The organism is Stenotrophomonas sp. PI_27 (genome assembly GCF_027854495.1).
Classification (GTDB): Bacteria; Pseudomonadota; Gammaproteobacteria; order Xanthomonadales; family Xanthomonadaceae; genus Stenotrophomonas; species Stenotrophomonas pavanii.
The window spans coordinates 203,460-223,659 of sequence record NZ_JAJNOF010000007.1 but is presented as its reverse complement, the minus strand read 5'-3'; the positions used below and the strand labels follow the sequence as shown (position 1 = coordinate 223,659).

Here is a 20,200-nt window from a genome sequence, read left to right as displayed (position 1 = left end):
CTCAGGTGTGGGTCAGGCTTTTCACGCGGGCTGCTCGTGCTCCGCTGGCATGGTGGACGGGCATCCCCTTGGAGCCGCCCATGCTTTCAGCCCGCGTCGCTTTGCTGTCCCTCACCTTGCTGGCACCTTCTGTCTTTGCGCAGGCTGCGCCTCTTGGCCTTCCCGCCCCGATCGCTGAAAAAGCCGGGCCGGACACCGCAGCACGCTCCGCCCTGCACGCCCAGGTGCTGCTGGATCGCGCGAATTTCTCGCCCGGCCAGATCGACGGCGAAGTGGGCAGCAACCAGCGGCGCGCGGTGTCGGGTTTCCAGGCGGCGCACGGCCTGACCGTCACCGGTGAGCTGGACGACGCGACCTGGAAGGCCCTGCAGGCTGATGCGGTCACCCCCCTGGCCAGCTACACGCTGACCAGCGAGGATGTCGCCGGGCCGTTCCAAGCGGTGCCGAAGGGCCCCGCCGCACAGGCCAAACTGAAATCGCTGGGCTTCAACAACGTCGAAGAGTCGCTGGGCGAACGCTTCCACGCATCCCCTGAGCTGTTGAAGCTGCTCAACCCGGGCGTGGATCTGAGCAAGGCCGGCAACCGCATCCAGGTGCCCAACATCGCACCATCGGCACTGCCGAAGGCAGCCAAGGTGGTCGTCGACAAATCCGACTCGACCCTGCAACTGCTGGATGCCCAGGGCAAGGTGATCGCGCAGGTGCCTGTCTCATCCGGCAGCCAGCATGATCCGCTGCCGATCGGCGAATGGAAGATCCTGGGCGTTTACCGCGACCCGCCGTTCCACTACAACCCCAAGCTGTTCTGGGATGCGCGCAAGGGCGAAAAGAAGGCGACGCTGCCGCCGGGCCCGAACAATCCGGTCGGCCGGGTCTGGATCGACCTGTCCAAGCCACACTACGGCCTGCATGGGACGCCCGAGCCCGGGCATGTCGGCAAGACCGAGTCACATGGCTGCGTGCGCATGACCAACTGGGATGCACTGCGCGTGGCCGACGCAGTAGACAGCTCGGTACCCGTGCTGATGCAGGAGTGAACCGATGCGCCTTTCTCAGCTGATCGTGCTGGGCGTGCTGCTGGGACTGGGGGCCGGCTGGTGGCTGCACCGCGATGCAGGCGAGCCGGTAGCCGCCTCGCTGCCGGAAGCACAACCGGCAGCCGCTGTGGCGCCGGCGAAGGAATCCGTAGCGCCGCTCGCCACGGCCCCTGTCCCCGCCGCCACCCCACCGTCAGCCGCGCGGTCTGCGGATGCGCCGTCCGGCCTGCTGCTGCCGGTGCAGGGCGTCGCGGCCTCGCAGCTGCGCGACACCTTCACCGATGCGCGCAGCGAAGGCCGCGTGCACGATGCCATCGACATCCTGGCCGATGCCGGTACGCCGGTACTCGCGGTGGCTGATGGCACGGTGGAAAAACTGTTCGACAGCAAACGCGGTGGCTTGACGATCTACCAGTTCGAGCCCAGCGGACGCTGGTGCTACTACTACGCGCATCTGCAGCGCTATGCCGATGGCCTGGCGGAAAAGCAGGTGATCAAACGCGGGGAGGTGATCGGCTACGTCGGCAGCACCGGCAACGCCAGTGCCGACGCGCCGCATCTGCATTTCGAGGTGCATGTGCTGGGGCCGGAAAAACAGTGGTGGAAGGGAGAGTCGATCAATCCCTATCCGCTGCTGAAATCGGCGGCACTGATGCCCGGCGCTGCCAGCGCCGCAACGCCAAAGTGATGACAGCCAACGCAGCCCCAGGAATCAGCAGCAACAGCGACGCCCTCTTCCAGAGGAAGAACGGCCACAGCCAGAGGTAATCGAGGTCGGTCAGCTTCAGCAGATCCAGCGGTGGCTGCAGCTCGATGTCTGCCGGTTGCCCCGCCAGCGGCGGATCGACCTCCAGCACGGTTATCCGCAACCATGAGCGGCCGCTTGGCAATGCGTCGCCGCGGCCGTGAAGTCTCCATGATCGGTGGGCGTATCGATGCGCAGCAGCACCCCTGGGTCCGCCTCTGTAGCGCACGTTGACACCCTGGTCATCGCGTCGCTTTCGCGCTGGCCCTGCCGCCCAATGACGAAAAAGCCCCGCTTTCGCGGGGCTTTTGCGGTCACCTATGCCGGGCAGCGCCGGCGCTACCTCAGGCGAACGGATCCTGCAGCACCATGGTGTGGTCGCGGTCCGGGCCGGTGGAGACGATGCTGATCGGGCAGCCGGCCAGCTCTTCCAGCGAACGCAGGTAGGCGCGTGCGGCCGGCGGCAGGTCGTCCCACTGGGTGATGCCGTGGGTGTTCTCGCTCCAGCCCGGGAACTCCAGGTACACCGGGGTGCATTCTTCCCAGCCCTGCGCGTCCAGCGGCGCGTACTCGGTGCGCTTGCCGTTGTATTCGTAGGCGATGCAGACCTTCAGCTTTTCCATGCCGTCCAGCACGTCCAGCTTGGTGATGCACAGGCCGCTGATGCCATTGATGGCCACCGCACGCTTCAGCGCGACGATATCCATCCAGCCGCAACGACGCGGACGGCCGGTCGACGCACCGTACTCGGCGCCGCGGTCACGGATGCCCTGGCCGATTTCGTCGTCCAGCTCGGTCGGGAACGGGCCGCCGCCGACGCGGGTGGCGTAGGCCTTGGCGATGCCCAGCACGTAGTCGATCGAATCGGCACCGACGCCGGAACCGGCCAGCGCACCACCAACAGTGGTGTTGGAGCTGGTGACGTACGGGTAGGTGCCGTGGTCGATGTCCAGCAGCGCACCCTGTGCACCTTCGAACAGCACGCGCTTGCCCTGCTTGCGCAGGTCATGCAGGATGCCGGCCACGTCGGACTTCATCGGCTGCACGTATTCGCCGAAGGCCAGCGCTTCGTCGAAGGTCTTCTGGAAATCGACCGCATCGGTATTCAGATACTTGGTCAGCACGAAGTTGTGGTAATCCAGCGCGGTGCGCAGCAGTTCTTCCAGCTGCTTGGGGTAATGCAGGTCGGCGATGCGGATGCCGCGACGTGCCACCTTGTCTTCGTAGGCCGGGCCGATGCCGCGGCCGGTGGTGCCGATCGCCTTGCCACCGGCGGCGCGCTCGCGCGCCTGGTCCAGGGCGATGTGGTACGGCATGATCAGCGGCGCGGCCGGGGAGATCTTCAGGCGCGAACGCACTTCCACGCCAGAGGCTTCCAGCTCGGCGATTTCCTTCTGCAGCGCAGCCGGCGAGATCACCACGCCGTTGCCGATCAGGCACAGCGCGTCGTCACGCAGGATGCCCGACGGGATCAGGTGCAGGACGGTCTTCTTGCCGTTGATGACCAGGGTGTGGCCGGCGTTGTGGCCGCCCTGGAAGCGCACGACGGCGCCGATTTCCTCAGTGAGCAGATCGACGATCTTGCCCTTGCCTTCATCGCCCCACTGGGCACCCAACACTACGACAGACTGACCCATGACGGGCTCCTCGATTTGTTGCGGCCATCGGGGCCGCGGACGGGTAAACCGTGGCGGGGCTGGCCAGCACCTGGAGGGCGGCTCCAAACGGGGAGCGGCCGGCGATGGAAGGCCCAGACACGGAAAAAGCCGAACGGGGAGGCCCGTCCGGCTTTTGTGCATTATCCGGGTTTCCGGGGTCCGCTGCCACCTTTCCGACGGACGGCTTCACCGGCCGGTCAGCCGCCCCGCCCGGTCGTGCCGGCCGGTCAGGCCCCGCCCGGTAGTGCCGGCCGCTGGCCGGCAATCCCGGGATGCCGGCCAGCGGCCGGCACTACCCTGCTAGTGGCGGGCCCACCACAGCAGGCTCAGGCCGGCCAGCAGCACCAGCCCCCCGAAGCTGCGCAGGGCCGGGCTGGGCAGGTCCAGCAGGCGTTCGGCCATGCGCTTCCAGGCAAACGGCGCAACGAACAGGAACAGGCCTTCCAGCACCGCCACCAGGCAGACGGCGGCGAACAGATCTTTCATGGGGAACTCCGGAAAAAGCACGGGGCCCGGCAGTTGGCCGGGCCCCGTGGGGTAATGCCCTGCGACCTCAGCGGTCGTTCTTCAGGTATTGCAGGAACGGGTCGTTCTTGTCGAGCACGATCACGCCGTTGCCGTCGGTCATGGAGCCGCGGTACGCCTCCAGGCTGCGGTAGAACGCGTAGAACGACGGATCAGCCGAACCGGCCTTGCCGTAGATGCGGGTGGCTTCCGCGTCACCTTCACCGCGCAGGCGCTGTGCATCGCGCTCTGCCTCGGCGATCAGCACGGTGCTGTCACGGTCGGCCTGGGCGCGGATGGTCAGCGACTGCTCCTCGCCTTCCGCGCGCAGCTTGGCCGCTTCCTGCTTGCGCTGGGCACGCATGCGCTCGTACACATCGTTGATGACCTGGCTGTCGGTCGGCAGGTCCACCTGCTTGATGCGCAGGTCGATCATCTGCATGCCCAGGCCCGCCACGGCCTCGTTGATCCCCTTCAACTGCTCGGCGATCAGCTCGCTGCGGTCGCCGGACACCAGCTGCTGCAGGGTGCGCGAGTTGATCTGGTTGCGCAGCGAATCGGTGATGATCGGCGCCAGGCGGGCGTTGGCCACGCGCGGGTCGCCGCCGGTGGCGCGGAAGTAGTCACCTACGTTGGAGATGTAGCCGATGGCGAAGAAGTCGACGCTGACGTCCTTCTGCTCGGCGGTGAAGTAGCGTGCCGGCGCGGTGTCGAGCACCTGGAAGCGGCGGTCGAAGACCTTCACCGTTTCCACCACCGGCACCTTGAAGTGCAGGCCCGGCTTGATGTCCGAACGCACCACCTTGCCCAGGTTCAGCACCATGGCGGTCTGGTCCTCGCGGACCACGTACACCGAGCCGAGCAGGCCCAGCACCACCGCCACGATCACGGCGATCCAGATTGGACTCTTCATCGGCTGCCCTCCTCACGGCCGCTCGGTCGCCCGGTCGGGCGGCCCACCGGCCGGCCCGGATCACGGGAAGCTTCCACCGCTGCACCCGGCAGCGACGGCATGACCACGTCCGGGTTGGCCACGGCGGCCGGAGCCGACGTGCTCGGACGGGTATCGCCGGTCATCGGCACGTAGATCAGCTGGCGTCCATCACCACCGATCACCTTGCGGTTCTCGCTCAGCACCTGCTGCACGGTCTCCAGCCACAGGCGCTTGCGGGTCACTTCCGGCGCGTCCTTGTACTGGGCCTGCAACAGGCTGAAGCGCTGCGCGTCACCCTCGGCCTTGGAAACCACGGCCTGCTTGTAGCCTTCGGCGGTGGTACGGGCGCGCGAGGCCTGGCCACGGGCCTCCGGCACGACCTTGGCGGCGTACGCCTGGGCTTCGTTGATCAGGCGCTCCTTGACCTGCTGGGCACCGTTGACCTCGTCGAAGGCCGGCTTCACTTCTTCCGGCGGACGGGCGTCCTGCAGGGTCAGGCCGGTCACGGTGAGGCCGGTCTTGAATGCCTTCAGCAGCGCCTGCAGGCGCTCCTCGGCGGCCACGGCCAGCGGGCCACGGTTGTTCAGCACGGCATTGAGGTCGGCGCGGCCGACTTCCTCGCGTACCGCGCTCTGCGCCGACTGCTCCAGTACCTGGTTGGCATCGACGGTGCCGAACAGGTACTGCTGCGGATCGTCGATGCGGTATTGGACGTTCAGCGACACGTTGACGATGTTCTCGTCGCGGGTCAGCACCGGTACCTGGATCGAGAACGTCTTGATCTCGGTGGCGTTGACCTTGGTGACCGATTCGATCGGCCACGGCAGCTTGAAGTTCGGGCCGGGCTGCAGGATGCGCGAGAACTGGCCGAAGCGCAGCACCACGCCGCGCTGCTGTTCGCCGATCAGCTGGAAGCTGGAGAACAGCACCAGCAGCACCACGGCGGCCACCACCCAACGCACGATGCCGCCGTCGAACAGGTCCTTCAGCGGCCCGGGCAGTCCGCCCCAGCCACCACCATTGCCACCGCCGCGCGACCCGAACGGCCCGCGTCGATTGTCCTCGGGGCCTTGTCCGCCCTTGTTGCCGCCGGGTGTATTCCAGGCCATGCACGCTCCATCAAGATGTGGGCTGCGGCGCGGGCCCTTCCCGCGGCGCCAGCCGTGAAACCATCACCGATCATACAAGATGGGGCGGATCGGCAGGATCGAAAGGGGGCCGACGGGGTAAGGTGGCGTTTTCCTCGAAGTCAGGCAACGCCGATGGCCCCCACCACCCCGTTCACCGCCTTCCGCATCGAAAACGACGACGCCGGCTACCGCAGCGGCCTGGCCCAGCTCCGGATCGACGACCTCAATCCCGGGCAGGTGCTGATCCGCGCCCAGTGGTCTTCGGTCAACTACAAGGATGCCCTGGCCGGCACCGGCAAAGGGAAGATCCTGCGCCGCTTCCCGCTGGTGGGGGGGATCGATGTGGCCGGCACGGTGGTTGCCAGCACCGATCCGGACTGGCGTGAAGGCGATGCCGTGCTGGCCACCGGCTGCGGCCTCAGCGAGACCCGCGACGGCGGCTACAGCCAGTATGTGCGGCTGGAGTCGCGTGCAGTGATCGCGCAGCCGGCCGGGCTGAGCGCGCGTGAGGCGATGGTACTGGGCACCGCTGGATTCACTGCGGCGCTGGCCCTGCTGCGCATGCAGGACAACCGGCAGACCCCGGCGCTCGGCCCGCTCGCGGTTACCGGCGCCAGCGGCGGCGTCGGTGCGCTGGCCCTGTCGATCTTCAGCCGTGCCGGTTACACGGTGCATGCAATCAGCGGCAAACCGGACCAGGCCGACTTCCTGCGCAGCATCGGCGCCACCGAGGTACTGCCGCGCGAAGCGCTGGCCGATACCGCTGCGCTGCAATCGGCGCGCTTCGGCGGGGGCCTGGACAATGCGGGCGGCGCGATGCTGGCCGGCCTGCTGGCGCAGACGGTGCCCTATGGCAGCGTGGTCAGTGCGGGCCTGGCGGCCAGCCCGGCGCTGGACATGACGGTGATGCCGTTCATCCTGCGCGGCATATCGCTGCTGGGCGTGTCCTCGGCCAATGCACCGCGCAACCTGCGCGAGGACGTGTGGGCGCGGCTGGGAGACGAGTGGAAACCGCAGCACCTGGACCGCATCTGCACCGCCGAGGTGGGCCTGGATGGCCTGCCGGCGGTGTTCGAGCGGATGCTGTCCGGTGGTTCGCTGGGGCGCACCGTGGTGCGGATCGACTGAACGTCGCAGGCAGGCGACGGACGGCAATCGCGCCCCTCCCGCCGGTAAGGTGCCCGCACTACACTGCGGGCATTACATGGGGAACAACATGGCACGCATTCTGATCGTCGACGACTCACCGTCGCAGCTGTTGGGGATACAGCGCATCGTCGAGAAGCTCGGGCACCAGATCCTGACCGCCACCGATGGCGCCGCAGGGGTCGAAACCGCCAAGGCCGAACTGCCCGACCTGGTCCTGATGGACGTGGTGATGCCCAACCTCAATGGTTTCCAGGCCACCCGCACCCTCGCCCGCGACGAGGCGACCCGGCATATCCCGGTGATCCTGGTGACCACCAAGGACCAGGACACCGATCGCATGTGGGGCATGCGCCAGGGCGCCAAGGCCTACATCACCAAGCCGTTCTCGGAAGACGAGCTGTCCGAGGTGCTGGAGCGCGTGTTCGCCGGGCAGGGCTGAACGCGCGGTGGTGCCGGCCGCTGGCCGGCAACCACGCATCACCGTCCAGGGCAATGAAGTTGCCGGCCAGCGGCCGGCACTACCTTCAAATGGCCTCGCCGAAGGCCTTGGCCAGATTGCGGTAGGCCTTCTTCTGCGCCTCGTCGGTCGCCGCCGGCGCCACGATCTCGATTTCGACGATCTGGTCGCCCTCCGGGTTGCCCGGCAGGCCACGCCCGCGCAGGCGCAGCTTGCGGCCGGCATCCGAATCGGCCGGGATCTTCAGTTCCACCGCGCCGCCCAGGGTCGGCACGCTGATGCTGGTGCCCAGCGCGGCCTGCCACGGCGTGAGCGGCAGCGTATAGAGGATGTTGCGGCCATCGACTTCGAACTGCGGGTGCGCGGCGTACTCCACCTCCAGCAGAAGGTTGCCGCCATGGTTGCCCTGCCCGGCCAGGCGGATCACCTGGCCCGGGCGGATGCCCTTGGGCACGCGCACGTCCAGCTGCTTGCCGTTGACGGTGATGCGCAGGCTGTCGCCGCTGTAGGCCGCTTCCAGCGGCACCGACAGCTTGGCGCGGGTGTCGCGGTTGGGCGCGTGGCCCTGGCTGCTGAAGCCCGGGCCCGGGCCGGCACCGCCGCGCTGGCGCGCGAACAGGCTTTCGAAGAAGTCGCTGAAGCCGCCGTTGGCGCCACCGCCACCGAACACTTCCTCGAAATTGAAGCCTCCGGCACCGCCGTAGTTCGGCGGCACGTTGAACTCCTCGCCCGGGCGATAGCCCTGTGCGCGCAGCTGGTCGTAGGCCGCGCGCTTTTCCGGATCGCGCAGTGCCTCATAGGCTTCGTTGACCGCCTTGAACTTGTCCTCGGCCCCGGCCTCCTTGCTGACGTCCGGGTGGTACTTGCGTGCCAGCCGGCGGTAGGCGGTCTTGATCTCCGCCTCGCCCGCGCTCGGTTCCACCCCCAGGGTGGCGTAGTAATCCTTGAATTCCATCCAGCTACCTCGATTCGCTTCGGCCGCGCCGGTGGCGCCGCCCCGGGTTCATTCTACGCGCCGGCGATGCTACGCCGCCCCTCGTGCGGCCCCGGTGAGGCCGACTGATCCTGCGCAATGCCGCTGCCCTGCCGATGCACCACGCTAGGGCTGGAAGCCCCCGCCACGAGGCCTGAAGATGGGGCCTGCACACCGGGTTTCCAATGTCTTGACGCCCCTGTCCCATCCGGCCCACTAGCCTGCCCCCAGCAAGGAGTTCACCATGACCATCCATGTCGGCGACCGCATTCCGGAAGTGACCCTCAAGCGCATCCGCGAGGGCATCGAAACGCTTGATACGCATTCGCTGTTCGACGCCCGCAAGGTCGTGCTGTTTGCGGTGCCCGGCGCGTTCACGCCCACCTGCTCGGCCCGCCACCTGCCCGGCTACGTCGAAAAATTCGAGGCCTTCCGCCAGCGCGGCATCGATGTCTACTGCATGGCGGTCAACGACCCGTTCGTGATGAAAGCCTGGGCAGCCGACCAGAAGGTGCCCGACGGCCTGCTGATGCTGTCCGACGGCAATGCCGAGCTGACCCGCGCATTGGGCCTGGAGCTCGATGCCAGCGCCTCGGGCATGGGCATCCGCTCGCGGCGCTTCGCGCTGTACGTGGTCGATGGCGTGGTGCGCGCCGCCTGGATCGAACAGCCCGGCCAGTTCGAGGTGTCATCCGCCGAATACGTACTTGAACACCTGCCCACCTGACCCCCATTGCAAAAGGAAACGGCCAGCCATGTCCAGCAAGCCAGCCAAAGCCAGCAAGCCCGCCGCCGGGATTCCCGGCATCAGTGACCGCCAGACCCTGCGCGAGCGTGCCCGGCACAACATCGAAGACGGCGCAATCACCGACAGCTACAGCGCCGACCGCAAGGTCGTGATCAAGCTGCTCAACGATGCCCTGGCCACCGAGTACGTGTGCGTGCTCCGCTACTACCGGCACTATTTCATGGCCAAGGGCATGCTGGCCGACGCGGTCAAGGCCGAGTTCCTGGAGCATGCGCAGCAGGAGCAGGCGCACGCCGGCAAGCTGGCCGAGCGCATCGTGCAGCTTGGCGGCGAGCCGGACTTCAACCCGGACACGCTGACCGCGCGCTCGCACGCCGAGTACAAGGAAGGCAGCGACCTGCGCGACATGGTGCGCGAGAACCTGGTCGCCGAGCGGATCGCCATCGACAGCTACCGCGAGATGATCAACTTCATCGGCGACCGCGATACCACCACCAAGCGCATCCTTGAAGAGATCCTGGCGCAGGAGGAAGAACACGCCGACGAGTTCGCCGACCTGCTGGAAGGGTGGATCGGGGAATAGCGGCGCGGCGCTCCCTGTAGAGCCGAGCCCATGCCCGGCTGAACAACGGCGTGGCCGGCCCCGATCAGGGCCGGCACCTACCGGAGGACGTTGAACCTGACCTGCGTCCACGCGCCGTCGGCCGCCAGCGCAGTCAGGGTATGTGCGCCCGGCTCGGCGAACTCGCGCTGCATCAACTGTGCGCCGTGGGTCTGCGCGATCCAGCGGCCATCCAGCAACCAGTCCACGGCCTGCTCGCTGCCCAGCGCGCGCAGCTGCAGGCGCACCCCGTGTTCGGCATTCGGCGCGCGCGCCAGCGTCGCGCCGTCATTGAGCCCGTCCACGTGCAGCGCCACGCTGGCCTCGCGGCCGTCGTCGCGGCAGTCCGGTGACAGCGCCGGCAGCTGTGACGCCTCGCGCGTGGCCCTGGACAACCACGGCGAGAGCAGCGCCGGCCAGCGTGCAATCTCGCGCGCCACTTCCTCATGCGGAAGACGGCAGTCAGCGGACACGCGCAGGCCGGTCCGCGCATCGGCCAGGTAGCGCTGTCGGCCCGGTTGCCACCGCCGCGCCTCGCGCTCGGGGAAGGTCGGCGGTGCTGCGCCTTCCAGCAGATAGGCCGACATCCGCCGCTGGCAGAGTGCCGCCGGCAGGCCCTCGGCACGTTCGCCGGTGGGCCAGCAGACATCCTCCTGGCTGACGCTGGCCGGCATCGGCGCGGCCGCCGAGTCACCCCGCTGGCGCGGCAGGCTGTCCACCACTTCGAACATCAGCGGCAGCGCGGTGACCGCGCCGTACTGGCCCGGCAAGGGTGTGCCGTCCGGCCGGCCCACCCACACGCCCACGGTGTAATGGCGGGTACTGCCGATCGCCCACGCATCGCGATAGCCATAGCTGGTACCGGTCTTCCAGGCCACGCGCGGGCGGCCTCCAACATCGAACGTCCCTGCGCTGTATCCCGGGCGCGGGTTCGATTCCAGCATCTCGCGCACGATCCAGCTGGCACCCGGCGAGGCCAGGCGCCGCTCGATCATCGGCTCGTCGTCGGTGTAACGCACGCGGCCGGCAATGCCGTTGCGGTTGAGCGCGGCGAACGCGCCGACCAGGTCTTCCAGGCGTGCGCCGGTTCCGCCCAGGATCAGCGACAGATTGGGCGTACTGCCGGGCGGGAAGCGCAGCTGGATGCCCGCGTGCGACAGGCGTGCGGCGAAGCGCGCGGCGCCGACCCGCTGCAGCAGGTCCACCGAGGGCACGTTCAGTGATAACCGCAACGCGCTGGACGCGCCGATCGGCCCATTGAAGGCCATGTCGAAGTTGCCGGGGCGATAGCTGCCGAAACTCTGCGGCGCGTCGACCAGCAGGCTTTCCGAATGGATCAGGCCATCGTCCAGCGCCATGGCATACAGGAACGGCTTGAGCGTCGAGCCCGGCGACCGCCAGGCCTGCACCATGTCCACGTGGCCCAGCCGCTGGCGGTCACCGAACGCCAGCGTGCCGACATAGGCACGCGCCTGCAGGGTCTGGTTGTCGACCACCAGCAGGGCCGCCGAGGTCCGCTCGGGCAGCGTCGAGAAATAGCTGGCCACGCGCTCTTCCAGCGTGCGCTGCAAGCCGACGTCGATGCTGCTCTGGATGCGTGCCTGGCCTGGATGGGCCGAGTGCAGGCGCTGTGCCAGCAACGCGGCATGCAGCGGCGGCCGCAGCGAGCGTGCGACCACGTTCTCGATGCGCGCATCTTCCACGTCTTCCGCCGTCCACGCGCCCAGTTCGGCCATGCGGGACAGCACCTTGTCGCGCGCCTTCTGCGCTGCTTCCGGATGGCGGTCCGGACGCAGCCGGCTCGGCGCCTGCGGCAGCACTGCCAGCAACGCGGCCTCGGCATGTGACAGCTGCGCCGCCGGCTTGCCCAGGTAGGCCCAGCTGGCGGCCTCCACACCCTCGATGGTGCCGCCGTAGGGCGCGCGCTCCAGATACAGGGCCAGGATCTGCGGCTTGCTCAGGTGCACTTCCAGCTGCAACGCGCGCAGCATCTGCTTGAGCTTGCCCCACGGCGTGCGTGAGTGCGGGTCGAGGATGCGTGCCACCTGCATGGTCAGGGTCGAGCCACCGGAAACGATGCGGCCCCCACGCAGCAGCTGGCCGCCGGCACGCACGATCGCCACCGGGTTGATGCCCGGATGGCGCCAGAACCAGCGGTCTTCGTAGGTCAGCAACGCCTGCAGGTACAGCGGCGAAACGCTGTCGATCGAGGCCGGATAGCGCCACACGCCCTCGGCATCGGCGAACGCACGCAGTGGCGTGCCGTCGGCAGCCACCACCAGGGTGCTGGTATCGCGCTGTTTCGGCAGCGGCGGTGGGAAGGCGAAATCCAGCACCAGCAGCAGCGCCAGCGTGGCGGCCGTGCCCCAGCGCAGCCATGGCCACAGCGGCCGCAACCGGCAGCGCAGCGCCGCCAGCCGGGTCGTCATCGTGTTCTTCATTGCAGGTTGCCAGCAGGACGGGCCGCGCCGTCGCGGCCCGTCCGCGCGGTCACGGCTGTACCACCGTGATCGTAGTCGGGTTGCTGCGGCCCACCCCACGCAGCTGCGGCCGGTACATGTCCTCCACCAGCGGCGGCGGCACCGAGTAGGTTCCCGGCGTCACCGCGCGTACCAGGTAGAACACGTTGGCCTTGCTGCCACGCGAGAGCTTCAGCGCGGCCACATAGCGGTCATCGCGGAACTCCTCGTGCTTGGTGTCGGCGGCCTCACCACGGTCGCTGATGGTAATGCCATCGACCACCACGTCGGCCCACTGCTTGGCGTCGCCCAGGTTGAAGTTCTCGATTTCCAGGCCCGCCGGCAGCAGGTCGGTCAGCAGCGCATCGGGCATCGTGGTGTCCGCAGTCACCGTGACGCGCACGATCAGCGCTTCGCCTTCCTTCAGCGGCCGCGGCGACCACGGCTTGCCATCGGTGCCGTAGTAGCTGCGCTCGACGCCAAGCACGCTGTTGTCCGGTGCGGGTGCGCTGCGCGGAATGCCGGCCACATCGATGCTGGCGAACATCGGCGGCTGGCCCTGTGGGGTGAAGCGCACGCCGCTGGCCAGTTCGCTGGCGCTGAAGTTGCGGCCGAACAGCTTGCGCTCGCCGATGGCTTCGGTGTTGCCACCGATCACCAGTTCACCGGCCACCAGCGCCTTCTGGTTGGCAGCGAGCGCCTTGCCGAGACGTGCAATCGCCACCTGTTCCTGCGTGCTCAGCCACATCCAGCCGGCGTTGCGGCGCGCATCCAGGCCACGGCCGAGATCGACCGCACGCGCATCCCAGGCCGGCTTGGCCAGCTTGTTCTCGTGGGTCAGCGCGATCATCAGCGCGTCATCGCGGATGGCGCTGCCATAGTCGCCGAAGTACGACGGCCGCTCGCTGCTGGACTTGGCAAAGGCCGCCGCCAGCGCGGCCTGGCCACGCTTGGCATCACCCTGCAGCGACAGCGCCACGCCCAGGTGGACCAGCGACAGGCCGCCGACCGCCTTGCTGCGCTCGTTGTCGTACAGCGTGCGCAGGGTACCCAGCGGCGCACGGTTGACCCGGGCCAGCACGTAGCCCGAATACGCCTGGTTGGCGAACTTCAGCTTCTCTCGGTCGTCCTGGCCATAGAACTGGTTGCCACCGGACAGCAGATCCTCGCTGAGCCGGTTCAGCGCCTTCTGCAGCACGTTGTCGGGCACCGCGAAACCGGCATCCTTGGCGTCGAGCAGGAACTCGGTGATGTACGGGGTCAGCCACGGGTTCACGTAGCCGTCGTCACCCCACATCGAGAAGTTGCCATTGGCCACCTGCATCGACGCCAGGCGACCGAACGCACCCTCCATGCGCTCGCGGCGGGTCTTGGCATCCAGCCCGTCGGCGCCGAGCATCGACGAGGTGGCCTGGTCCAGGATCAGCGCGGCATAGCCCTTGCTGGTGGTCTGCTCGGCACAGCCATACGGATAGTTCAGCGCGCCCTGCAGCGCACTGGCGAACGGGATCGGTGGCAGCGGGCTGACCAGCAGGCGCGCATTCACCGATTCGGCCATCAGGCCATCGGTCAGGCTGTTGTCGAGGCTGACCGCGGCCAGCGGATCCAGCGTACGCACCTGCGAACGCAGCACCTGCGGCCAGGCCGCACGCACCGGCAGGTCATAACGGCGATCGGCCTTGAAGCCGTTGCCGTCCACCCGCACCCGCACCTTGGCCACGCTGTGGCCCTCGCGTGCCGACAGCGGGAAGCTCAGCGTGGTCTTGGCATCGGCATTCAACTGCACGCTGCGGCTGCCCTCGCCCAGGTTCAGCGGACCTTCGGTATCCACCTTCACGTTGAACTGGCCCGGCTTGCCGGTGAAGTTCTGCACATCCAGGGTCACGGTGCTGCGGTCACCCGGGGCGAGCACCCGCGGCATGCTGGCCTCGGCCAGGATCGGCGCGCGCACCACGGTCTCCACGTCACGCTTGCCGTACTGGTCATCGCTGTAGACCAGTGCCGACACGCGCAGGGTGCCGTTGAAGTCCGGCACCTTCAGGCGGATGCGGGCATTGCCCTTGGCATCCAGCTGCACTGGGCCGGAGAACAGGTCCACGGTCTGTACGCGCGCGGTCGGGCGCTTGGCCTGCGGCAGCGCCTGCAAGGCCATGTCGCCGCCGAACTTGAGCTTGCCACTGCCGCCGTCGAAGCTCTCGATCACCCGGCTGTAGATGTCATAGGCGTCGATGCCGAGACGGCGCTGGGCGAAGAAGTGCGCGCCGGCATCGGGCACCGGGAAGCGGGTGATGTTGAGGATGCCCACGTCCACCGCCGAGACGGTGACATGCGCCGTCTTGCCGGCCAGCTGCGGCGCGCTGACCGTCACCGGCAGGTCCTGCTCCGGGCGCATCTGCTTGGGCGCGACCAGGCCGACGGCCACGGTGCGGCCCTTGCGGTCCATCGGCACGTGCACCACGCCCACGGCACGGGCCGGGGTGATCTTGCTCGGCGCACTGCCGCCACGGAACACCAGCGCGGTGATGTAGACGTCGTGCCGCTCCCAGTCGGCGGTGACCGGGATCTTGAAGGTCGAACCCGGCTTGGCGTCGATGTCCTGCACGTACAGCATGCGGTCGGTCTCGACCATCAGGATGCCCTTGCCGGCGTGCGGCGGGGTCACCGTCACTTCCAGGGTGTCCCCGGCCTTATAGCCGGTCTTGTCCAGGCCCAGCTTGATCTTGTCCGGGCGCGCGTCCAGGCCACGGTTGTCATCGCCCCAGCTCCAGCCGGCGCGGAACGGGTAGCGGCTGGTCAGGCCGGTGGACGGATCGAACACGTCCACCCGGTACTCGCCCCACTCCACCGGGAAATCGAAGGCGACCGCACTGCTGCCGGCATCGACGGTACGGGTTTCCTTGTTCTCGAAACGGCGGGTGAAATCGTAATCCCAGCGGTTGTCGTTGAAGGTCCAGTGGTAGTCGCGCAGTTCCCGCACCAGGGTGATCTTCAGGCCCTTGGCTGGCTGCGGTGTGCCGGCGGCATCCACGCGCATCAGTTCGAAGCGTGCGTTGCCGTTGGAATCAGCACCATCGTCGGGGTTGAACAGCGGCCGCACGCCGACCAGCGCGTTGGCCGGCCACATCACCCGCTTCAGGGTACGGGTGACCGTGCGCCCGCCGGTTTCATACAGGCTGCCGGACAGCACCACGGCGATCGGCGCCTTGGCCTTGGCCGCTTCTTCCGGCAACGCCACGTCCTCACGCAGCTGGCCGTTGGCCGGCAGCGTGGTATCGATCACGTCCTTGGCCTCGCGCGGCAGCTGCAGGGTCGGGTCACCGAAGAAATAGCCCGGCAGGCCCTCCACCGGCTGCTGTTCGGCGGCCACCGCCATGCGCGCGGTAAAGCGGTTGCCGTCGGCCGGCGCACCGTACAGATAGGCGCCGTTGGCCTGCAGGCGCAGGTCCTCGCCCGGCTTCAGCGTCTTCTGCGCGCTGTCCAGGTCCAGCTTCATGCGCTCGGGCAGGAACTCCTCGATGCGCAGGGTCATGCCCTGGATCGCTTCCTTGCTGGCCGGGTCGGTGCGGAACTCGACCTGCCAGCGCCCGGTCGGCGCCTCGGCCGGGATGACCTGCTCGAAACTGATGTAGCCCTGCTCGCCCGGCTGCAGGCGGGTCTCACGGAAGGTCTTGCCGTCGGGCTGTTTCAGGCGCAGGAACACCGGCTGCGCCTTGACCGGCTTGCCGTCGTTGTCGCGCAGCAGCGCGGACAGGCGCACGGTCTCGCCCGGGCGGTACAGGTCGCGGCCGGACCAGGCGTAGACGTCGAACCAGGCGTTGTCACGACCGGCCACGGCGAACTCACTCAGGTCCAGCGCCGGCTGGTTGAACGGCAGGAAGCTGGTGTCCTTGCCGCTGCTGGCGACCAGCACGTGGGTGGCATCCAGGGTGTAGTTCAGCAGCGCATTGCCATTGCCGTCGGTGCTGCCCTTCAGCACCACCTCGCCCTTGGCGTCGAGCACGCGCAGGTCGATGCCCTTCAGCGGCGCGCCGTCCTTCAGGCCGGCGGTGTGCACGAACAGCTTGTCCTTGTAGGCACGGGTATGCAGGCCGATGTCGCTGACCGAGAAGAACGCGGTATCGAACTCGCCTTCGTAGTCACCGGTGCGCTTGAGCAGGGCGAAGTACAGGCCCGGCTCCTGCAGTTCCTTGATGTCCTGGGTCGGCAGGTAGGTCAGCACCCGCTCGTTCTTCTTGCCGCCCAGGATGAAGCGGTTGACGTAGACCGGCTCGGCCAGCTTGTTGATCGGGCTGCGCTCGTAGTCGCTGCTCAGTTCCCAGCTGCCACGGCGGCCGCCGCGCTGGTACTGGCTGAAGAAGGTCGGCAGGTCCTTCTCGCGCACGCGCAGGAATTCGACGTCGACTTCCGGCACGTTCACCGAGACCACCGGCAGGCCGCGGCTGTCCTTGGCCGGCAGCACGCTGCCCTGCGAGGCGAAACCCACCACCGGCTTCAGCTCGCCGCTGAACACCTTCTGCTTCAGTTCCTTGCCCAGGCGGCTGCCATCGGCGGCCAGCAGGTCCGGCGAGACCACCAGGCTGAACTCCTTGCCGGCCTCGACGAACGGGTAACGCAGGGTCAGGCCGTCATCGGACAGCGTCCAGCTGCTGTCCTCGGTGCCGACCTTCTCTTCAAAGCGCACCAGTTTGTCGAAATCCTGGGTGCCGACCAGCGGACGCGAGAACTCCAGCGCCAGCGACAGGCCGTCATTCTTCTGGTCCGGGTAGGCGCGCAGCAGGGTGAACTCCTTCACCTGCTCGGCCTTGGTGGTGATGGCCTCGCCACTGGCCTTGGGCAGCTGCCCGCTGTCATTGCGACAGCCGGCCAGGCCCAGCAACAGGCCTCCTGCCAGTACAGCCGCCGCCCATCCCCACCGCTTCCGCCGTGCCGGACCGCTCATGTCGTCACTCCTTGATCGAGGCGGCCATTATAGGCAGGCCACGTCAAGGTGTTGACGCGAATTCGGCAATCGCCCCGGTGCGGGCAGTGCCGGCGCTGGCCGGCATGGCAGGTTGGATGGAATTGCCGGCCAGCGGCCGGCACTACCGATCGCCCTACCCCGGCAGGTACAGGTCCACGTAGTCGGGCACCGGCATTGCCGCCAGGGCCACCGGGTCCAGCGATGCGGCCAGGATGCGCTGTTGCTGGACGGTCGGGAAGCGATGGGCCAGATGCCGGCGGAACTTGTCCATCAGCAGCGGGATTCCCTCCTGGCGGCGACGCGCGTGGCCGAGCGGGTATTCCACCAGCACCTCCGGCAATGCGGTGCCATCGATGAAGCGCACTGTCAGGCCGTTGGCGATGCTGCGCTTGCCCGGGTCCAGGTAATCGGCGCTGAGCTGCGGGTCCTCATGGCAGGCCATCTTTGCGCGCAGCGCGTCGATGCGCGGGTCGGCCGCGACGTCATCCTCGTAGTCCTCGGCCACAAGCCGCCCGTGCAGCAGTGCGATGGCGACCATGTACTGCACGCAGTGGTCGCGGTCGGCCGGATTATGCAGCGGTCCCTGCTTGTCGATGATGCGGATGCAGGCTTCCTGGGTCCGGATGGCGATATGCGCGATGTCCTCGACCCGTCGCCCCATCGCGCGCAGCTGCTGGTGCAGCGTGATCGCCGCCTCCACCGCCGTCTGGCCGTGGAACTCGGCCGGGTAGCTGATCTTGAACAGCACGTTCTCCATCACATAGCTGCCCAGCGGTCGCCCCAGCGTCAGGGCCCTGCCGTGCATCGATACCGCTTCAAAGCCCCAGGTCGGCGCACTCAGCACGCTGGGGTAACCCATCTCGCCGCTGGCCGCCATCAGCGCCAGTCGCACGCCACGACTGGTCGCATCGCCGGCCGCCCAGCTCTTGCGCGAGCCGGTGTTGGGCGCATGCCGGTAGGTGCGCAGCGCCTGGCCATCTACCCAGGCCAGCGACAGTGCATTGAGCATGTGTTCGCGGTCGAGCCCAAGCAACTGCGCGACCACCGCGGTGGTGGCGACCTTGACCAGCACCACATGGTCCAGCCCAACGCGGTTGAAGGAGTTCTGTAGGGCCAGCACGCCCTGGATCTCGTGCGCCTTGATCATCGCCAACAGCACGTCGTGCACCGTGGGCACCGGGCGGCGCAGGGCCTGCGCGTTGCGCCCCAGCCAGTCGGAGACGGCGAGGATGCCGCCCAGGTTGTCCGAGGGGTGACCCCATTCCGCGGCCAGCCAGGTGTCGTTGAAATCCAGCCAGCGCACCATCGCGCCAAGGTTGAAAGCCGCCTGCACGGGGTCCAGCACGTAATGCGTACCCGGCACGCGCGCACCGTTGACCACGCTGATGCCCGGCACCAGGGGGCCGAGCAGCTTGCTGCAGGCCGGGAAGGACAGTGCTTCCAGGCCGCAGCCGAGCGTGTCGAGCAGGCAGTGGTGCGCGGTCTGGAACGCCAGCGGCGAGTCGATGCGCGCGTCGCGTACGTAATCGACGATGTCCACCAGCAGCGCATCCCACGCTGCACGCTCGTTGGATCGGGTGTGGCTGTCGGACATCGTGGCCCTCCTCGTGGGAGTGCACGGTTGCCCGTGCACCATGCCAACCCCGGTTGGCGGTTACCCGAGCATCACTCGGCCGGCACCCGCACCTTGCCCTCCATCAGCACGCGGGCGCTGCGGCTCATGATGGCCTTGGTCACTGTCCACTGGCCGTCAACGAGACCGGCCTGCGCACCCACGCGCAACGTGCCGGAGGGATGGCCGAAGGTCACCGCTTCGCGTTGTCCACCACCGGCCGCGCGATTGACCAGCGTGCCCGGGATCGCCGCTGCGGTACCGATTGCAACCGCGGCAGTGCCCATCATCGCGTGGTGCAGCTTGCCCATCGACAGCGCCCGCGCGTGCAGGTCGATGGCCGAGGCCGGGATGGCCTTGCCACTGGACGACACGTAGTCCTGTGCCGGCGCCACGAAGGCCACCTTCGGCGTGTGCTGGCGGGTCGCGGCGTCTTCCAGTTTCGGGATCAGGCCCATGCGCAGCGCGCCGTAAGCACGAATGGCCTCGAATTTCTGCAGCGCCGCCTTGTCTTCGTTGATTGCAGGCTGCAGCTCGGTGCCGGTGTAGCCCAGGTCGGCCGCATTGAGGAAGATGGTCGGGATGCCGGCGGTGATCATGGTCACCTCGAAACGACCCACGCCCGGCACGTCCAGGGTGTCGACCAGGTTGCCGGTCGGGAACATGGCACCCGCATCGCCGTCATCGGACGGATCGATGAACTCCAGCTGGATCTCAGCGGCCGGGAAGGTCACGCCATCCAGCTCGAAATCGCCGATCTCCTGGACTTCGCCGTCGCGCATCGGCACGTGGGCGATGATGGTCTTGCCGATGTTGGCCTGCCAGATGCGCACGGTACACAGGCCATCACGCGGCACGCGGGCCGGATCGATCAGCCCGTTGGCGATCGCGAACGGCCCCACTGCCGTGCTGAGGTTGCCGCAGTTGCCGCTCCAGTCGACGAAGGCGGTGTCGATCGAGACCTGGCCGTACAGGTAGTCGACATCGTGGTCAGGCACCGAAGCGGCGGAGATGATCACGCACTTGCTGGTGCTGGACGTTGCACCGCCCATGCCGTCGGTCTGCTTGCCATACGGATCGGGCGAACCGATCACGCGCATCAGCAGCGCATCGCGTGCGGCGCCCGGCACCTGCGCGGCTTCGGGCAGGTCCTGCAGGCGGAAGAACACGCCCTTGCTGGTGCCACCGCGCATGTAGGTGGCGGGAATACGGAGTTGCGGGAGGAAGGTCATC

The 20,200-nt window shown here is 67.9% G+C and carries 15 protein-coding genes and 1 pseudogene; 6 read left to right on the top strand and 10 right to left on the bottom strand.

What is annotated here, in order from left to right; genetic code table 11:
* Positions 1–80 precede the first annotated feature (80 nt).
* On the top strand, positions 81–1,037 hold the full coding sequence (locus LRM18_RS11750; protein ID WP_270954651.1) for a L,D-transpeptidase family protein: 957 nt from the start codon (positions 81–83) through the stop codon (positions 1,035–1,037).
* A 4-nt stretch (positions 1,038–1,041) separates the two neighbouring features.
* A complete protein-coding gene (locus tag LRM18_RS11745; RefSeq protein WP_049468808.1) occupies positions 1,042–1,725 on the top strand; it encodes a M23 family metallopeptidase in 684 nt (227 codons plus the stop codon).
* On the opposite strand, the pseudogene LRM18_RS20340 reads toward LRM18_RS11745, so the two are convergent.
* The 5 genes and pseudogenes from LRM18_RS20340 to hflK all read right to left on the bottom strand — a co-directional run.
* Positions 1,655–2,004 (bottom strand): annotated as a pseudogene (locus tag LRM18_RS20340) (hypothetical protein); the annotation flags it as partial. The gene LRM18_RS11745 and the pseudogene LRM18_RS20340 overlap by 71 nt on opposite strands.
* Positions 2,005–2,126: 122 nt before the next feature.
* Positions 2,127–3,419: an adenylosuccinate synthase gene (locus tag LRM18_RS11740; RefSeq protein ID WP_049468806.1), complete on the bottom strand. Its 1,293-nt coding sequence runs from the start codon at positions 3,417–3,419 to the stop codon at positions 2,127–2,129.
* A gap of 321 nt (positions 3,420–3,740) precedes the next feature.
* Positions 3,741–3,926, bottom strand: coding sequence for a DUF2065 family protein (locus LRM18_RS11735; RefSeq protein WP_005410640.1), 186 nt, complete (start codon positions 3,924–3,926; stop codon positions 3,741–3,743).
* 67 nt (positions 3,927–3,993) lie between these two features.
* Positions 3,994–4,857: a protease modulator HflC gene (locus LRM18_RS11730; protein ID WP_014648031.1), complete on the bottom strand. Its 864-nt coding sequence runs from the start codon at positions 4,855–4,857 to the stop codon at positions 3,994–3,996.
* The gene (gene hflK, locus LRM18_RS11725; protein ID WP_057493463.1) at positions 4,854–5,987 is read right to left on the bottom strand and encodes an FtsH protease activity modulator HflK; all 1,134 of its coding nucleotides are present in this window, start codon (positions 5,985–5,987) and stop codon (positions 4,854–4,856) included. Before hflK ends, LRM18_RS11730 begins: the two co-directional genes overlap by 4 nt.
* Before the next feature lie 153 nt (positions 5,988–6,140).
* Here hflK and LRM18_RS11720 point away from each other — a divergent pair, with 153 nt between their 5' ends.
* Positions 6,141–7,136 carry a YhdH/YhfP family quinone oxidoreductase gene (locus tag LRM18_RS11720; RefSeq protein WP_270954644.1) on the top strand — a complete coding sequence of 332 codons (996 nt, stop codon included), beginning with the start codon at positions 6,141–6,143 and terminating at the stop codon, positions 7,134–7,136.
* Positions 7,137–7,224: 88 nt separating this feature from the next.
* The gene (gene pilH / locus LRM18_RS11715) at positions 7,225–7,596 is read left to right on the top strand and encodes a twitching motility response regulator PilH (RefSeq protein WP_005410644.1); all 372 of its coding nucleotides are present in this window, start codon (positions 7,225–7,227) and stop codon (positions 7,594–7,596) included.
* 85 nt (positions 7,597–7,681) lie between these two features.
* Here the strand turns inward: pilH and LRM18_RS11710 are convergent, their stop codons facing one another.
* Positions 7,682–8,569, bottom strand: a complete 888-nt coding sequence (locus LRM18_RS11710) for a DnaJ C-terminal domain-containing protein (RefSeq protein WP_053461063.1) — start codon at positions 8,567–8,569, stop codon at positions 7,682–7,684.
* 262 nt (positions 8,570–8,831) lie between these two features.
* Here LRM18_RS11710 and LRM18_RS11705 point away from each other — a divergent pair, with 262 nt between their 5' ends.
* Complete coding sequence (locus LRM18_RS11705) at positions 8,832–9,314, top strand: peroxiredoxin (RefSeq protein WP_057493466.1); 483 nt, start codon at positions 8,832–8,834, stop codon at positions 9,312–9,314.
* Positions 9,315–9,342: 28 nt separating this feature from the next.
* Positions 9,343–9,918, top strand: a complete 576-nt coding sequence (locus LRM18_RS11700; protein WP_049468795.1) for a ferritin-like domain-containing protein — start codon at positions 9,343–9,345, stop codon at positions 9,916–9,918.
* A 77-nt stretch (positions 9,919–9,995) separates the two neighbouring features.
* On the opposite strand, the gene pbpC is transcribed toward LRM18_RS11700, so the two are convergent.
* The 4 genes from pbpC to prpF all read right to left on the bottom strand — a co-directional run bounded on the left by pbpC (position 9,996) and on the right by prpF (position 20,199).
* Entirely contained in the window at positions 9,996–12,377 is a 2,382-nt protein-coding gene (gene pbpC / locus LRM18_RS11695; RefSeq protein WP_270954627.1) for a penicillin-binding protein 1C, read from the bottom strand.
* A gap of 49 nt (positions 12,378–12,426) precedes the next feature.
* Positions 12,427–17,334, bottom strand: coding sequence for an alpha-2-macroglobulin (locus LRM18_RS11690; RefSeq protein ID WP_270954625.1), 4,908 nt, complete (start codon positions 17,332–17,334; stop codon positions 12,427–12,429).
* Positions 17,335–17,488: 154 nt separating this feature from the next.
* Positions 17,489–18,949 (bottom strand): bifunctional 2-methylcitrate dehydratase/aconitate hydratase, encoded by a 1,461-nt coding sequence (locus LRM18_RS11685; RefSeq protein WP_270954623.1) that lies wholly within the window; start codon positions 18,947–18,949, stop codon positions 17,489–17,491.
* Positions 18,950–19,020: 71 nt separating this feature from the next.
* The gene (gene prpF / locus LRM18_RS11680) at positions 19,021–20,199 is read right to left on the bottom strand and encodes a 2-methylaconitate cis-trans isomerase PrpF (RefSeq protein WP_103282556.1); all 1,179 of its coding nucleotides are present in this window, start codon (positions 20,197–20,199) and stop codon (positions 19,021–19,023) included.
* Position 20,200: the final 1 nt, after the last annotated feature.

What these genes read in the sequence shown, in the direction of transcription:
- LRM18_RS11750 (WP_270954651.1), top strand. Translation starts at nt 81, where the DNA reads ATGCTTTCAGCCCGCGTCGCTTTGCTGTCCCTCACCTTGCTGGCACCT.
- LRM18_RS11745 (WP_049468808.1), top strand. Translation starts at nt 1,042, where the DNA reads ATGCGCCTTTCTCAGCTGATCGTGCTGGGCGTGCTGCTGGGACTGGGG.
- LRM18_RS11740 (WP_049468806.1), bottom strand. Translation starts at nt 3,419, where the DNA reads ATGGGTCAGTCTGTCGTAGTGTTGGGTGCCCAGTGGGGCGATGAAGGC.
- LRM18_RS11735 (WP_005410640.1), bottom strand. Translation starts at nt 3,926, where the DNA reads ATGAAAGATCTGTTCGCCGCCGTCTGCCTGGTGGCGGTGCTGGAAGGC.
- LRM18_RS11730 (WP_014648031.1), bottom strand. Translation starts at nt 4,857, where the DNA reads ATGAAGAGTCCAATCTGGATCGCCGTGATCGTGGCGGTGGTGCTGGGC.
- hflK (WP_057493463.1), bottom strand. Translation starts at nt 5,987, where the DNA reads ATGGCCTGGAATACACCCGGCGGCAACAAGGGCGGACAAGGCCCCGAG.
- LRM18_RS11720 (WP_270954644.1), top strand. Translation starts at nt 6,141, where the DNA reads ATGGCCCCCACCACCCCGTTCACCGCCTTCCGCATCGAAAACGACGAC.
- pilH (WP_005410644.1), top strand. Translation starts at nt 7,225, where the DNA reads ATGGCACGCATTCTGATCGTCGACGACTCACCGTCGCAGCTGTTGGGG.
- LRM18_RS11710 (WP_053461063.1), bottom strand. Translation starts at nt 8,569, where the DNA reads ATGGAATTCAAGGATTACTACGCCACCCTGGGGGTGGAACCGAGCGCG.
- LRM18_RS11705 (WP_057493466.1), top strand. Translation starts at nt 8,832, where the DNA reads ATGACCATCCATGTCGGCGACCGCATTCCGGAAGTGACCCTCAAGCGC.
- LRM18_RS11700 (WP_049468795.1), top strand. Translation starts at nt 9,343, where the DNA reads ATGTCCAGCAAGCCAGCCAAAGCCAGCAAGCCCGCCGCCGGGATTCCC.
- pbpC (WP_270954627.1), bottom strand. Translation starts at nt 12,377, where the DNA reads ATGAAGAACACGATGACGACCCGGCTGGCGGCGCTGCGCTGCCGGTTG.
- LRM18_RS11690 (WP_270954625.1), bottom strand. Translation starts at nt 17,334, where the DNA reads ATGAGCGGTCCGGCACGGCGGAAGCGGTGGGGATGGGCGGCGGCTGTA.
- LRM18_RS11685 (WP_270954623.1), bottom strand. Translation starts at nt 18,949, where the DNA reads ATGTCCGACAGCCACACCCGATCCAACGAGCGTGCAGCGTGGGATGCG.
- prpF (WP_103282556.1), bottom strand. Translation starts at nt 20,199, where the DNA reads ATGACCTTCCTCCCGCAACTCCGTATTCCCGCCACCTACATGCGCGGT.